This window comes from Cohnella sp. WQ 127256 (genome assembly GCF_024519285.1).
In the GTDB taxonomy this organism is placed as follows: domain Bacteria; phylum Bacillota; class Bacilli; order Paenibacillales; family Paenibacillaceae; genus Cohnella.
Genome location: NZ_JAMZCY010000005.1, coordinates 498,230 through 512,569 on the forward strand (window position 1 = coordinate 498,230; position 14,340 = coordinate 512,569).

A 14,340-nucleotide genomic window follows, 5' to 3' on the forward strand; every position below is an offset into this window, starting at 1 on the left:
AAGCTGCGGATTCTCACATAGGGGGAGTTTGTCAGGAATAGGCTACGTATTTTATGAGCAAAAAGTAAATAGATGTGATAACATAGATTTAAGATGGGGATACTTATCATTTAGCAGATCCAACTAGAGAAAAGTAACTAAAATATATACATTTTTTGCGAAAGCGGGTGTTTGGAATGAAGATTTCAACAAAAGGTCGTTACGGCTTAACGATCATGATGGAACTTTCGGCTAAATTCGGTGAAGGTCCAATTTCCTTGAAGAGTATTGCGGAGAAGAATAGTCTTTCCGAGCATTATTTAGAGCAGCTTATTGCCCCTTTGCGAAATGCTGGTCTAGTTAAAAGCGTAAGAGGAGCTTACGGCGGATATATTTTGTCAAAGGATCCAGCAACGATTTCTGCTGGCGATGTCATTCGAATATTAGAAGGACCGATCAGTCCGGTCGATTTTACTGAAGAAGATGATCCGGCGAAACGAGACTTGTGGCTGAGAATTAGAGACAGTATTGCAGAAGTTCTTGATTCCACGACTCTTAGTGACCTCATTACCTTTAAAGGTGAGGACAAGCTTAGCAACTATATGTTTTATATTTAGAAGAAGGTGCAAGGCATGAACTCTATTTATTTTGATCACGCTGCAACTACGGCGATGCATCCAGATGTTCTGAACGTATATGTAGAAGCTGTAAGGAGTGGACCTGGTAATCCTTCAAGCTTACATGCTCATGGGCGTGCGGCGAGGGAACGAATATCCCAAGCCAGGGATTCCTTGGCAAGCTTACTTCATTGTGAAGCTTCCGAGCTAATATTTACCGGCAGCGGAACAGAGAGTGATAATTCGGCATTGTTCGGAGCAGCTCTCGCGCAAAAAAAACGCGGACGTAACGGAATCGTAACGACCGCAATTGAACATCACGCCGTCCTGCATGCATGCCGCCAGCTAGAGTCTCAAGGATTCTCGCTGACGGTATTACCTGTTGACGAATTTGGACGTGTGTCTCTTGAGGACGCGAAATTGGCCATCAATGATACGACGGCAATCGTTAGCATTATGGCAGGCAACAATGAAACGGGTACATTACAGCCGTTTGCCGAAATCGGCGAATTGGCTCGCAAGCATAAAGCATTAATGCACGTTGATGCCGTACAAGCGTTTGGTTATCTCCCTTTTAATCTCAAGGAACTGCCTATTGATTTCCTCAGTCTATCCGCACACAAAATTAACGGACCTCAAGGCGTTGGGCTACTCTATGTCCGTAAAGGAACCCCGTTTCAACCCATACTTCATGGCGGCTCGCAGGAGCGTAATCGCAGAGCAGGGACAGAGAACGTTGCAGGAATTGTAGCTTTTGCGAAAGCTGCGATGATCGCATGTGGACAGCTTCAATCCCGGTGGGATCATGCAGAGGATATTCGTATTACAGTGCTAGAAAGATTATCCGAGCTGTTCGGACCCGAGCAATTCGTCATCAATGGACATCTGGAAGACCGGCTTCCACACATACTTAATATTAGCTTTACCGGTATTTCCGCGGAGAGTATGTTGATGAATCTCGATTTGGCTGGAGTGTCCGCTTCTGGCGGTTCAGCTTGCAATTCAGGCTCCTTAAAACCATCGCATGTCCTGTCGGCTATGAAATTTTCTTCGGAAAGAGTGTCATCTGCTGTACGTTTTAGCTTCGGATTGGGCAATACTAGAGAAGAAGCCGATAAATTGGCGAAAATAACTGCAACCATTTCCGCGCGTTTGCGTATTAATTAACAGGGCGCGAGAATTGTTAGGAGCCCGGTTATGATCCAAGTACAAAGGATTCTCGGCTTACCGGTGCTCTTCGAAAACGGTAAATGCTTGGGGAAAGTCAAAGACGTGTGGTTTGACGAGTTTTGGAAGCTAGTTGGTGTTGTCTTAGACAAGCACGCTCGTTCAGGATTAATTCGTAAATTACCTAAGATCGTTTATTGGGATAATATCGTTCACTGTGGTGAAGATGCCCTGTTGATTCGCAATAGTTCGATTATTGCGACTAAAGACAACAAACAACTACTGCGAACATTCCATACCGGTGTAGTAAAGTTGAAAGATATGCCGGTTTATACGATTGAGGGACAATATTTAGGCAAAGTATCAGACGTTTACTTAAAGCAGTCTGAGGGTACACAAATAGTAGGATATGAACTAACGGACGGTTTTCTCACGGATGTGTTCGAGGGAAGGCGGAAACTATTTCTGCCGGAATCACCTGAGAATATTACTTTGGGCGAGGATGCCATTCTGGTACCGGCTTCGTACGAGCGGATACTTACGAGAGACCATTCATGGAAAGTGACAGGTGAAGACGGATGATGAGATGCCCTAATTGCAGCTCCAAAGATATTGGGAAAATCGGTTCCCATCAGTTTTACTGCTGGAGTTGTTTTATCGAGTTGACGGTAAACGGGGAGAAAATGTCCGTATACCAAGTGGAAGAAGATGGGACGTTAAGCTCGCTTGACGACTTGTTCTTCGATGAGCCTATGCCAGCTGAGATTCATGCAAACTGATTGTAATTCAGCAATTAAACTAAGAAATGGGTGGTACAGGGAGTCATTCCTGTGCCACCCATTTCTTATTTGGGTCAAGTTTTAAACAAACGCTTATCCGTCGTGCGTTGCTGAAGGCTGTAACCCACGACTTACCCTCAAAAAACATAATCGATAGGAAATGCAAAGGGGGTGTCCCATAGAGTTACTTATGAGACACCTCCTTTTTTATTTGTAATGGTTTATGAGTCGGGACAAGTACATATACTAATACTAAAGCGAAGAGAAACAGTCAGGTTAACAGCTCTGGCAGGTCGGGCAAGGGGTGGAGAGATGGATCGGTTTACTCAGAGCCGTTTTTTTAGCGTGCTAATCTATACGATTCTTTGTTTGGTGGTTTTGTTTCTCGTGGTGTTAGTGCGTCCCATGTTGAGTTCTGTCTATGATTTTCTGAAGGCAGTATTAGCCCCCTTTCTCATCGCCATGGTCATTTCGTATATGTTGAATCCGATCGTTAATATGCTGCATGATCGCAAGGTTCCACGAACTGCTGCCGTTCTTCTTATTTATACGGTGTTCATTTCAGTTTCTATTGTCATTCTGATGAATGTCATTCCAATGTTTATGAATCAGGTGGAAGAACTGAACGAGCACATGCCGGAATTAACGATGAAAGCGCAAAGTGTTGTTGATCATTTCAATAATAACAACGTTTTTCCGGAGACTGTCCGAGATGGGATTAACAGCTCAATTAGTAGCATGGAGAAGCAGATTGAGAAAAGAATCTCCGATTTCCTGAATAATATTGGCGCTGTCGTTAATGTTTTGTTTATTGCGATGATCGTACCTTTTCTCGCTTTTTACATGATGAAGGATTTGGATGTATTCGAACGCGCAGCATTGCAGTATATCCCTCGAGCGCGGCGAAAGCATGCAATTAGGCTTATGAAGGATATTGACGCCGCGCTAGGCAGCTACATACGGGGACAACTGATCGTTTCCTTGTGCATCGGAGTGCTTGCATATATAGGGTATTTGATCATAGGCATGCCTTACCCGTTATTAATGGCGGGTTTTGTATCCCTGTTCGATATTATTCCATACCTTGGGCCGTTCTTCGGGGCACTGCCAGCGATGATCATGGCTTCTACAATTTCTTGGAAAATGGTACTCATGGTCATCGTTGTGAACATGATTTGCCAGAACCTCGAAAGTAATGTCATTAGCCCTCAAGTTGTCGGGAAATCAATGAAAATGCACCCTTTAACAATCATATTGGTGCTGCTTATTGGAGGGGAATTGGCAGGCATTGTTGGCATGATTTTGGCGGTTCCTTTCTACGCAGCTATGAAAGTCGTTGTGCAGCATGTTGCTGCCTACTACATCCACAGAAAAACCGTTTGACAGCTTCGAAAGACGTTGTCTATAATTTAGATTATATATATTGAAACACGTTGACGAAACATAAGTACTTTGTAGTCCGCATGACCAGAGAGAAGATTTCAAGTTGTAGGATCATAGCTCTATCGGGCGTGATTGATGGCTTGGCTGGGAAAATCTTCAATGCGAAGGACGAAGGAAGCTCGTTTCGGAGTGCGGGCTAAGTCCGCCGGTGAGGGCCGTTATCCCTGTAAGAGGAGATTGCATGTTGTTTTATGCAATAACCAGGGTGGTACCGCGATGATTTCGTCCCTGATTTAAGGGGCGTTTTTTTATTTTTTTTGTGAAATTAGAGGAGGATTATCCTGAATGAAACCGATGAAGGCAGCAGAAATCCGCAGCAAATGGTTAACGTTCTTCGAAAGCAAAGGCCATAAAATAGAGCCAAGCTCACCACTTGTTCCCCATAATGATCCTTCCTTATTGTGGATCAACGCTGGGATGGCGCCGCTCAAAGCTTATTTTGACGGACGCGTAAAGCCGGAAAATCCCCGTATTGCGAATTCGCAAAAGTGTATCCGTACAAATGATATCGAGAATGTAGGGAAAACACGTCGTCATCACACTTTTTTCGAAATGCTGGGTAACTTCTCGATAGGGGACTATTTCAAAGAAGACGCGATTACTTGGGCGTGGGAGTTTCTTACGGGCCCAGAATGGATCGGATTTGATTCTGAGAGATTGTCTGTAACCGTATATCCAGAGGATGAAGAAGCTTATCGCCTTTGGAATGAGAAAATTGGCCTTCCTCCTGAGCGTATTGTTAAGCTCCAAGAAAACTTTTGGGATATCGGAGAAGGACCATGCGGACCCTGCACGGAAATCTTCTATGATCGTGGAGACAAGTATGGTGATCTTTCCGATCCTGACTGCACGACAGGTGGGGAGAACGAGCGCTTCCTGGAAGTGTGGAACATCGTGTTCTCCCAATTCAACCACAATAAGGATGGCAGCTTCACGCCACTTCCTAACAAGAACATAGATACAGGTGCGGGTCTCGAACGTTTTGCTTCCATCCTCCAAGATGTTGATTCTAACTTCGACACCGATTTGTTTATGCCAATGATCGAGCGTACATGCGGAATCGCTAATGTAAAGTATAAGGTGAACGAAGAGCATGATGTGGCCCTGAAAGTCATTGCCGATCATATTCGGACGGTTGCTTTCTCGGTAGGAGACGGGGTTCTTCCATCGAACGAAGGTCGTGGCTACGTCATTCGCCGCCTGCTTCGTCGTGCGGTTCGCTACGGCAAGGTGCTAGGCATTGATCGTCCGTTCCTATGGGAGCTTACACCTACCGTGGGCGAGATTATGGGCGTCTACTATCCTGAAGTGTTAGAAAAGCGTGAATTTATCGAAAAGGTCATTCGTACCGAGGAAGAACGCTTCCATGAAACATTGACAGACGGCTTGGCGATATTAGCTCAGCTTTGTCAGAAGGCAAGCTCAGAAGGTCAAACCAAAATTTCTGGATCAGATGCCTTTAAGCTATACGACACCTATGGCTTCCCGTTCGACTTGACGGAAGATTATGCAACTGAGCAGGGAATGACTGTTGATCGGGAAGGCTTCGATGCTTCGATGCAGGAGCAACGCGACCGTGCCCGTGCAGCACGCCATGAAACAGATAGCATGAAGGTTCAGGGCGGACCTTTAGCGGATTACACAGAAAAGAGCGAATTTATTGGCTATGAGGGCTTAACCGCTGAGGCGCGTGTATTGGCTATCGTTGCTGACAATCAGTTTGTAGACGTTGCCGGTGTTGACGAAAAAGTACTCGTTGTTCTTGATCGCACACCGTTCTACGCGGAGAGCGGTGGACAAGTAAGTGACCGTGGTGTTCTATTCGGTAAAGGTGTCAATGCGGAAGTAAACGGTTTAAGCAAAGCGCCGCATGGTCAATCCGTTCATCAGGTTGTTGTAACGGGTGGGCATCTGAAGGTAGGCGACACGTTGACGGCATCCGTCAACGCCACCGAGCGTAGCGAAATCGTTCGTAACCATACGGCTACCCACTTATTGCACAGAGCTTTGAAAGATGTGCTTGGTGAGCATGTTAATCAAGCTGGCTCACTCGTAGAGCCAGAGCGTCTTCGTTTCGACTTCTCCCATTTTGGTGCAATCACAGCCGAAGAGCTGGCGGAAGTTGAGCGTCGAGTGAATGAACAGATCTGGATTGGCACGGAGCTCGATATCGGATTCAAGCCGATTGCTGAAGCGAAAGCAATGGGAGCCATGGCGTTATTCGGAGAAAAATATGGCGATATTGTCCGTGTAGTTCGGGTTGGAGATTATAGCCTAGAGCTATGTGGTGGCTGTCATGTTCGGAACACTTCGCAAATCGGACTCTTTAAGCTTGTGAGCGAAGGCGGTATCGGCTCTGGCGTTCGCCGTATTGAAGCGGTAACGGGACGTAACGCATACAACTATCTTGACGACCAGTTAAATATTCTTAAAGGCGCTGCGGCTCAATTAAAATGCGGAGTTAATGATGTCACGAAACGGATCGAAGCCGTACAAGGTGAAGTACGCCAATTACAACGTGACAATGAATCGTTGCAAGGCAAGCTTAGTCGCTTGGAAGCAGCGGATCTCGTCTCAGCGGCGCGAACAGTTAGTGGTGTCACATTGCTCGCTACTGAAGTAAATGCTGGAAATATGGATGCATTACGTGGTGTCGCAGACGAGCTTAAGCTTAAGCTCGGATCCGCTGTACTTGTGCTCGGTGCAGCTGCTGAAGATAAAGTGAACTTCGTTGTTGCTGTAACCCCTGATCTCGTGAAGCAAGGATTGCACGCAGGTAAACTGATCAAAGACATTGCTGCTATTTGCGGTGGTGGTGGCGGAGGCAAGCCTGAGCTAGCTCAAGCGGGCGGTAAGGATCCGTCTAAGCTGTCCGAAGCACTTGCGGCTGCAGAACAGTTGGTCATTGCACAGATTAGCTAACCACTAATTTCCTGTCCATCAGAGATTATGTTATTATAGGAGTAAGTGCTTAAGAGTTTGTCAGTGAAAGCGAGGTGCTGGAGATGAGCTCACCGGACAAGAATCACCTAGATCAGACCGTTAAGTTTGACGTCGTAGCGGATCCTCATGAGGTATCTTCCCGCGACATTTTTTTCACGGTACATGATGCTTTAGTAGAAAAAGAGTACCATCCGATCAATCAAATTGTCGGTTATTTGCTTTCGGGCGATCCTGCCTTTATTCCACGTCATAACAATGCCCGTAGTCTGATCCGCAAGAAGGAACGCGATGAATTGATCGAAGAACTCGTTCGTTTCTATCTTCAGCAGAATCGATAATTATGCGCATAATGGGACTGGATTATGGGGAAAGACGGATCGGTGTAGCGATGAGCGATCTTTTTGGATGGACCGCTCAAGGCTTGGAAGTGATCGACCAGAAGGTCATCACCGATCCGATGGCTCGTATTGCAGAATTGATCAAACAATATGAAGTGGAATCTATTGTTGTCGGACTGCCTAAGAATATGAATGGTACAGTCGGCCCAAGTGGGGAATATTGCATCGCATTCGCGGAAAGTATTAAGCAGACACTATCCTTACCTGTAAAGCTCTGGGATGAGAGACTGACTACCGTATCTGCAGAACGCACATTACTTGAAGCTGACGTAAGTAGACGTAAACGTAAACTAGTCATCGACAAGATGGCAGCAGCAATTATGCTGCAAAGCTATCTTGATTCGATATCGAAATGAGGGAATAGTCATGACAGACTTAAACAACAACATCAATGAAGAAGAAGAAGCAGAAATTATTTATATCCCTGATGATGAGGGGAACGATGAAGCGTTTGAGGTTATTATGCGCTTTGAATTAGATGATGGAACAGATCGTAAATATTTGATGGTTGTTCCAGCTGACGAGGACGGCGATGAAGAGCAGGAAGTATTCGCGTTCCGTTATGATGAAGAAAATGATGAAATAAAGCTTTATCCAATTGAGGATCAGGCTGAATGGGATATGGTTGAAGAAACTTTCAACACCTTGATGGGCGAATTCAATGCAGCAGAATAATGTTTCCACCTTGCGGCAAGCCTATGGCGATCATGTAGAGCTACATGGTGAAGATGGAACGGCAGAAACCTACACCATACTAGCTGAGTTAGACGTTGAAGGAAGCGATTATGCGATTCTTCAATCGAAGACGATGCAGCAAGAGGATGAATTCGAAGTATTCAGAGTTGTGGTATTAGCTAATGGTGAGGCGCAGCTCGAAAATGTTACAAATGAAGAGGAATGGGAGCTTGTTGCCGAAGCTTTCGATGATTTACAATTTGGCAGTGATGATCAGCCCTGAGTAATTAGGGGAAAGGGAGCGGGCAACCGCTCTTTTTCACGAAATCAGGGCTTGTTGGAGGGGAAAAGGCGTGGATAGAGATGATGAGCCGAATACGGGTTGGAAATCCATATATGGCAATAAGGTGAATGGCGACGAGGAAAAAACAACAGGAAATAAAGAGACAGCTGCGGCAACGGAGTTGAGCAGATTCAATCGGATGTCGAGACCCACAACATTGAATACAGAACTTCCGCGGTCCGAGGCGCCTGCTAGTTCTTCTAAGCAACCTGAAGCTGTTGCACGTACGACAACGATTCCACCCATTCGCCGTCGCAAGCCACGTGTCTTGCTCTGGTCTTTTCTAATTGCGTCTGGACTGGTATTGTCTGTGGCTGCTGGAGTGGTGTTTTTTTTATGGAATGGCCTGCGGCCTACATCGGCATCGGCAACCCCCGTACAAGTTACGATCAGTTCGGGAATGCGTGCCCAGAAAGTCGCTGAAGTGCTTGAAGAAAACGGACTTATTCGTAATGCATTCTTATTCAGCGGCTGGTTGAAATTGGAGGGCGAGGGCTCAAGATTTCAAGCGGGTGTGTATGAGCTAGAACCAGGGATGACGCGTGAGCAAATTGTTGCAAAGCTGAATACTGGGGATATTGTAGCCGCGGCTACCATACGTTTTACGATTCCGGAAGGGTTCACGGTTCAACAAATCGCAGCCAGATTGTCGGAAACTGCGGGTGTAGACAAAGCCAAGTTTATGGAAGCCGCAGGGAATTCGGCGTTATGGACGGGATCTCTCTGGACGAAAGCTTTGCCAGTTGATAATAGCTTAAGACAACCTCTAGAGGGGTATCTATTCCCAGATACGTACGAGATGAAGCATGGCAGTACAGAGGTTGATCTCATAAACCGGATGCTCTCTGAGCTTGATAATAAGTTAGATCAATTGCCTGAGGATTGGCAGAGTCAGTTAGAGGAGCGTGGCCTAACGGTACATCAATTGTTGACAATCGCTTCCTTGGTGGAACGTGAAGTCGTTGTTGATGAAGAACGCCCTATAGTAGCGAGTGTCATTCAGAATCGCCTCAAGAAGAAAATGCCTCTTCAAATCGATGCTACGATTCAATATTTGCTCGATAAACAGAAGGAGCGCTTGCTCGAGGTTGATCTTAAAGTGGATAGTCCTTATAATACCTATCTGAATCAGGGATTACCCCCAGGACCAATCGCCAGTCCAAGTCTCAAATCCATTGAGGCTGCGCTGTATCCCGAGCAGACGGATTACTTGTATTATGTAACAAAGAAAGACGGAACGAATTCTCACCTATTCGCTCTAACCTACAAGCAGCATCAGAAAAATATTAAACTCAGTGAGAAAAACGTTAAAAAATAATAAAGACACGTTCCATCGGACGTGCCCGACCCGACGAGCCTAATCGAAGTGCCTATATGGCACCTTGGATAGGCGCGCCGGGTCGAAGACTTCTCGGAGGTGTATTTCCATTCCAACAGTTATTCCCGAATTGCTTATATCCGTAGGCTCTATTGCACAAATTGAACGTTTTATCCAAGCTGGTGCGACAGCTGTGTTAGTTGGTGAGTCGCGATTCGGCATGCGTCAGCCTGGTGAAATTAAGTCGACAGACCTGAAGGAAGCCGTCTCCACAGCTCACCGCTTGGGTGCCAAGGTTTATGTTAATATGAATAAGCTATTTCGTAATGACGAGCTTAGCTTGCTGCCTGAATATCTAAAGGCGGTTCAAGAAGCAAAAGCGGATGCCATCGTTTTCGGTGATCCCGCAGTATTGATGAATATTAGGCAATATACTCCCGAAATGAACTGGTTCTGGAATGCAGAGATGACGGGAACGAATTCCTCATCCGCATCATATTGGGGGCAACGGGGGGCAATTCGCGCAGTTGTTGCTCGGGAATTGAATGAGGAAGAAATCATTGATCTCAAGCAGAAATCTGCAATGGAGGTCCAGATTCAAATTCACGGAATGACTAATATTTATCATTCCCATCGCAATCTCGTACAAAGCTATTTAGAGCATCTTGGTCGTGAAGCTACTCTTATACGTAAAGGTCCGGATAAAGGGTTATTTTTGGTTGAAGCTGAGCGTCCGGATGAGAAGTTTCCTGTCTATGAGGATGATAACGGTACTCATGTCATGAGTCCTGATGATATTTGTTTACTAGAAGCATTGCCGGAGCTTATTAACGCTGGGGTTGATAGCTTATTTGTGGAGCCTCTACTGAAATCGGACGAGTATAACGAAGCTGTACTAAAGGGGTACCGACAAGCTCTAGATTTGTGGAGTGAAAACTCTAAGGCATACAAATTTGACCCCAAGTGGTTGGCTAATATTCAAAAGCTTCAAAATCCCGATAGAGAGCTAGGATTCGGGTTTTTGTACAAGGAACAGGTTTACTAAGACAATTGCAGGGAGGGTTAAGGATGAGCCAAGCTCTTACGCAGGATAAGCCCCTTACTAAGGGGAAGAGGCAGCGCTTAGCCAAGCCGGAGCTATTAGCTCCAGCAGGAAGCTTGGAGAAATTGAAGTTTGCGGTTCATTATGGTGCTGATGCGGTTTATATTGGAGGGCAAAAGTACGGACTGCGTTCCAATGCGGATAACTTTAGCTTCGAAGAAATGCGAGAAGGTGTACAATTCGCTGCAAAATATGGTGCGAAAGTGTTCGTAGCGACGAATATCTATGCGCATCAAGAGGACTTAGAAGGGATTGCGGAATACCTCAAGCAACTAGAGGAGGTAGGGATTGCGGCTATCATAGCAGCTGATCCGGCAATCGTGGAAACGGCGCTGAGAGTCGCCCCTAAGCTAGAGGTTCATTTGAGCACTCAGCAATCGACGATGAATTGGCAAGCAGTGCAATTTTGGAAAGATGAGGGTTTGCCTCGCGTTGTACTCGCTCGTGAAACGACGATGGAGGAAATTCAAGAAATAAAAGCTCGCGTAGATGTCGAGATTGAAGCGTTCATCCATGGTGCTATGTGTTCTTCTGTTTCCGGGCGTTGTGTATTGTCCAACCATTTTACAGACCGAGATTCTAACCGTGGGGGATGCTGTCAATCCTGCCGATGGAAATACGATTTGCATGCGGATGAAGAATCTGTCATGGATGAGGGGCAAAACCCGTTTACAATGAGCTCTAAAGACTTAAGCATGATTCAACATATCCCAGATCTTATTGAAGCTGGAATAGATAGCTTTAAGATCGAGGGTAGAATGAAGAGCATACATTATGTAGCTTCCGTTGTTAATGTTTATCGACAAGCAATCGATGCTTATATGGCTGATCCTGAGGGGTATGAGCTAAGGCCTGAATGGGTAGAGGATATTGGTAAAGCGGCGAATAGACCGCTAAACTCGGGGTTCTTCTATACGACTCCAGGTGTGAAGGAACATATCTATGAGGCGGAAGAGAAGCCGGCTCCTTATGACTTTGCGGCTATTGTGACAGATTATGATGAGGCAACAGGTATAGCGACTGTGCAGCAGCGTAGCCCATTCAAGCCGGGTATGGAAGTGGAGTTTTTTGGACCTGGAGGCAGACAATTTACTCAGCAAATAACGGAGATTATGGATGAGGAGGGGAATCCCCTTTCTGTTGCGCGTCATCCTCTACAGATGGTCCGTTTAAAAACGATGTATCCTGTAGGTCCATTGGATTTAATGAGGAAAAGACTATTCTAAAATAAATAGTACAAAAATAATAAAAAAAACAAGGATTACGAAAGAACTTGTCGAAATTGTCACATATAAAGTTAAACGTTGATGCCATTGTGGCCGATATAAGCTTTATAGACATCTTGGCAAGTTCTTTTATCTGTCACTTGTCATTCGTCACTACATAGTTGGAGGTCTCCTATTGCATGAGTAAATCGTGGCGTGAGAAGTTGAAAACGGAAGGTTTGAAAAAAACTGTTAAAAATGTAAGCGATTTATCAAAGCAGATGGGTGGTCAGATCAAAGGGACGAAGTTTGAGAACCCCATCCGTTCCGTGGGTATGAAGCTGTTTTTGCTTATTTTTTGTAGTATTATTGTGTGTGTTCTATCTTTAGGATGGTTTTCCTATTCTAAGTCCAGTACGATCATACAAAATAAAGTAGCTGATTCAAGTAACCAGACTGCTATACAGACTGCAGGCAAGATTTCGCTATTGTTAGATGGTTATGAGCGTCAATCTCTTCAATTTATTACAGACTCAACTTTTCTTAACCTATTAAGCTCTCTTACAATTACAACGGATGACTTTGAAGCCTTTGATACGGCAAGGAAACTCACTGAGAAGCTGAACACCGTAACGATGGCTGATTCCAGCTATGAGTCTATCTCTTTGGTTCCAGCGGATCGTGCAGGCCAGTTTATCACAACGGGTAGTTCACTTAATCAAGAAGAAGTTGTGAAGTTACCTTTCTTGAAAGAAATTTCCGAGGGTAGTGGCAAAGCGAAATGGAGTCCAACTTTGGCCAAAGGATTGGATGGAAGTCGGAATACACCAACTTTTGCTGTAGGTCGGTTATTGAATCAAGGTTCCTCCTATTATTTGATTCTAGAGATTAAAGCTAAAGTATTGGAAGACCAGATGAAAACCGTTAATTTCGGAGAAGAAAGCTCCGCTTATATCGTTGCACCAGATGGCACAGCCGTATACGACCCAGATATAACTAAAATGGGATTGAAGTATGAGTACGATTTACCAAGTGAAGAAGGCTCCTCAACAATAAACGTTAAGGGGACTAAGACATTATCATCCGCAGGATTAATGGGGAATGACTGGAAGCTTATCGGTAATATCCCTGTTTCTTCTCTTGTTAAGGATGCTAAAGCAATTAGCAACCTGACTTGGATTATGACATTCATAGCTGCCTTGATCGCTGGCGCTATCGGTATGATCGTGATGATCTCGGTTGGACGACCGCTTTCTCAGCTTCGTACGCTAATGAACGAAGGGGAACGAGGAAATTTAACTGTCCGTTCAACTATTCGTAAGAAAGACGAGATTGGTCAAGTATCCGATAGCTTTAACCGGATGATGGAGGAAATTACTAAACTCGTTCGTCAGACAAACTTATCGGCACAAGAGGTGTTGGACACTGCGACTGCACTGACAGAGTCTTCTCGTAAAACCGCTGGTGCTGCTAAGGAAATAGCCGTAGCTACAGAGGAAATCGCAAATGGGGCGACAAACCTTGCGATGGAATCGGAGAAAGGCTCTGACCTTACTTACGAGATCGGAACTCAAGTTCAATTGGTGATTGATTCCAACGTTGAAATGGGACAATCTGCGAATGAGGTTGAAGAAGCCGGTCGACAAGGGTCGCTTTATATGGGATCACTCATTGAGAAGACGGGTCAAACGGAAGATATGACTCGTTCGATGGTTGAGAAAGTCGATAATTTGAAAGATAGCACTCGTTCGATTAGTAAAATATTAGATGTTCTAGGCAATATGACGAAGCAAACGAATATATTATCCTTGAACGCAACGATTGAAGCGGCAAGAGCAGGGGCAGCAGGTAAAGGCTTCATGGTTGTTGCGGATGAGATCCGCAAGCTAGCTGACCAAACCCGTGACTCTATTGGTGTCGTGGGTGGTATCGTAGAAAAAATTCAACGAGAGATCGACGAGACGGTTGGTGTCTTATCCAAGGCATATCCGATCTTCCAAGAGCAGATTCATTCCGTTCGCGAAGCGAATCAAATATTCGTTACCGTTCAAGACAATATGAGTGGTTTCGTTAGCCGTTTAGAGATGGCAACGGGTTCGGTACGTCAATTGGAAAATGCACAATCCACTCTATCTTTGGCAATGAGTAATGTTAGTGCGGTTGCGCAGCAATCCTCAGCTACCTCAGAGGAGGTTGCATCACTCAGCAACGAGCAATTAGGTATTAGTGATGGCTTAGTTCAGCTGTCCAATCGCTTGGAGGCCGTATCCGGTCAGTTAAGAGAGTCTTTGAGCCGTTTTACCGTATCCTAATCCTTAATAGGAAGAAGCAGGCAGGGGGAAATCCTTGCCTGCTTCTTTTTGTTGTGATT

General features: G+C 45.2%; 14 protein-coding genes. All 14 read left to right on the forward strand.

Annotated features, from left to right (window positions below):
* Positions 1 to 176: 176 nt before the first annotated feature.
* The 14 genes from cymR (at position 177) to M1K58_RS17325 (ending at position 14,281) form a co-directional block, all read left to right on the forward strand.
* On the forward strand, positions 177 to 596 hold the full coding sequence (gene cymR / locus M1K58_RS17260; RefSeq protein ID WP_256760082.1) for a cysteine metabolism transcriptional regulator CymR: 420 nt from the start codon (positions 177 to 179) through the stop codon (positions 594 to 596).
* A gap of 15 nt (positions 597 to 611) precedes the next feature.
* The gene (locus M1K58_RS17265) at positions 612 to 1,763 is read left to right on the forward strand and encodes a cysteine desulfurase family protein (protein WP_256760083.1); all 1,152 of its coding nucleotides are present in this window, start codon (positions 612 to 614) and stop codon (positions 1,761 to 1,763) included.
* Positions 1,764 to 1,793: 30 nt separating this feature from the next.
* A complete protein-coding gene (locus tag M1K58_RS17270; protein WP_256760084.1) occupies positions 1,794 to 2,345 on the forward strand; it encodes a PRC-barrel domain-containing protein in 552 nt (183 codons plus the stop codon).
* Positions 2,342 to 2,542, forward strand: a complete 201-nt coding sequence (locus tag M1K58_RS17275) for a hypothetical protein (protein ID WP_256760085.1) — start codon at positions 2,342 to 2,344, stop codon at positions 2,540 to 2,542. The genes M1K58_RS17270 and M1K58_RS17275 overlap by 4 nt, the downstream gene beginning before the upstream one ends.
* A 312-nt stretch (positions 2,543 to 2,854) precedes the next feature.
* Positions 2,855 to 3,925 (forward strand): AI-2E family transporter, encoded by a 1,071-nt coding sequence (locus M1K58_RS17280; protein ID WP_256760086.1) that lies wholly within the window; start codon positions 2,855 to 2,857, stop codon positions 3,923 to 3,925.
* 354 nt (positions 3,926 to 4,279) lie between these two features.
* A complete protein-coding gene (gene alaS, locus M1K58_RS17285) occupies positions 4,280 to 6,907 on the forward strand; it encodes an alanine--tRNA ligase (RefSeq protein WP_306220549.1) in 2,628 nt (875 codons plus the stop codon).
* 83 nt (positions 6,908 to 6,990) lie between these two features.
* Positions 6,991 to 7,266: an IreB family regulatory phosphoprotein gene (locus M1K58_RS17290; protein ID WP_256760088.1), complete on the forward strand. Its 276-nt coding sequence runs from the start codon at positions 6,991 to 6,993 to the stop codon at positions 7,264 to 7,266.
* Positions 7,267 to 7,268: 2 nt separating this feature from the next.
* On the forward strand, positions 7,269 to 7,682 hold the full coding sequence (gene ruvX, locus M1K58_RS17295; RefSeq protein ID WP_256760089.1) for a Holliday junction resolvase RuvX: 414 nt from the start codon (positions 7,269 to 7,271) through the stop codon (positions 7,680 to 7,682).
* A 10-nt stretch (positions 7,683 to 7,692) separates the two neighbouring features.
* Positions 7,693 to 8,001 (forward strand): DUF1292 domain-containing protein, encoded by a 309-nt coding sequence (locus tag M1K58_RS17300; RefSeq protein WP_256760090.1) that lies wholly within the window; start codon positions 7,693 to 7,695, stop codon positions 7,999 to 8,001.
* A complete protein-coding gene (locus tag M1K58_RS17305; RefSeq protein ID WP_256760091.1) occupies positions 7,988 to 8,284 on the forward strand; it encodes a DUF1292 domain-containing protein in 297 nt (98 codons plus the stop codon). Before M1K58_RS17300 ends, M1K58_RS17305 begins: the two co-directional genes overlap by 14 nt.
* Before the next feature lie 70 nt (positions 8,285 to 8,354).
* Positions 8,355 to 9,662 (forward strand): endolytic transglycosylase MltG, encoded by a 1,308-nt coding sequence (gene mltG, locus M1K58_RS17310; protein WP_256760092.1) that lies wholly within the window; start codon positions 8,355 to 8,357, stop codon positions 9,660 to 9,662.
* A 130-nt stretch (positions 9,663 to 9,792) separates the two neighbouring features.
* Positions 9,793 to 10,707: a peptidase U32 family protein gene (locus tag M1K58_RS17315; protein WP_256760093.1), complete on the forward strand. Its 915-nt coding sequence runs from the start codon at positions 9,793 to 9,795 to the stop codon at positions 10,705 to 10,707.
* Positions 10,708 to 10,730: 23 nt separating this feature from the next.
* Positions 10,731 to 11,990, forward strand: coding sequence for a peptidase U32 family protein (locus M1K58_RS17320; protein ID WP_256760094.1), 1,260 nt, complete (start codon positions 10,731 to 10,733; stop codon positions 11,988 to 11,990).
* 179 nt (positions 11,991 to 12,169) lie between these two features.
* On the forward strand, positions 12,170 to 14,281 hold the full coding sequence (locus M1K58_RS17325) for a methyl-accepting chemotaxis protein (protein WP_256760095.1): 2,112 nt from the start codon (positions 12,170 to 12,172) through the stop codon (positions 14,279 to 14,281).
* Positions 14,282 to 14,340: the final 59 nt, after the last annotated feature.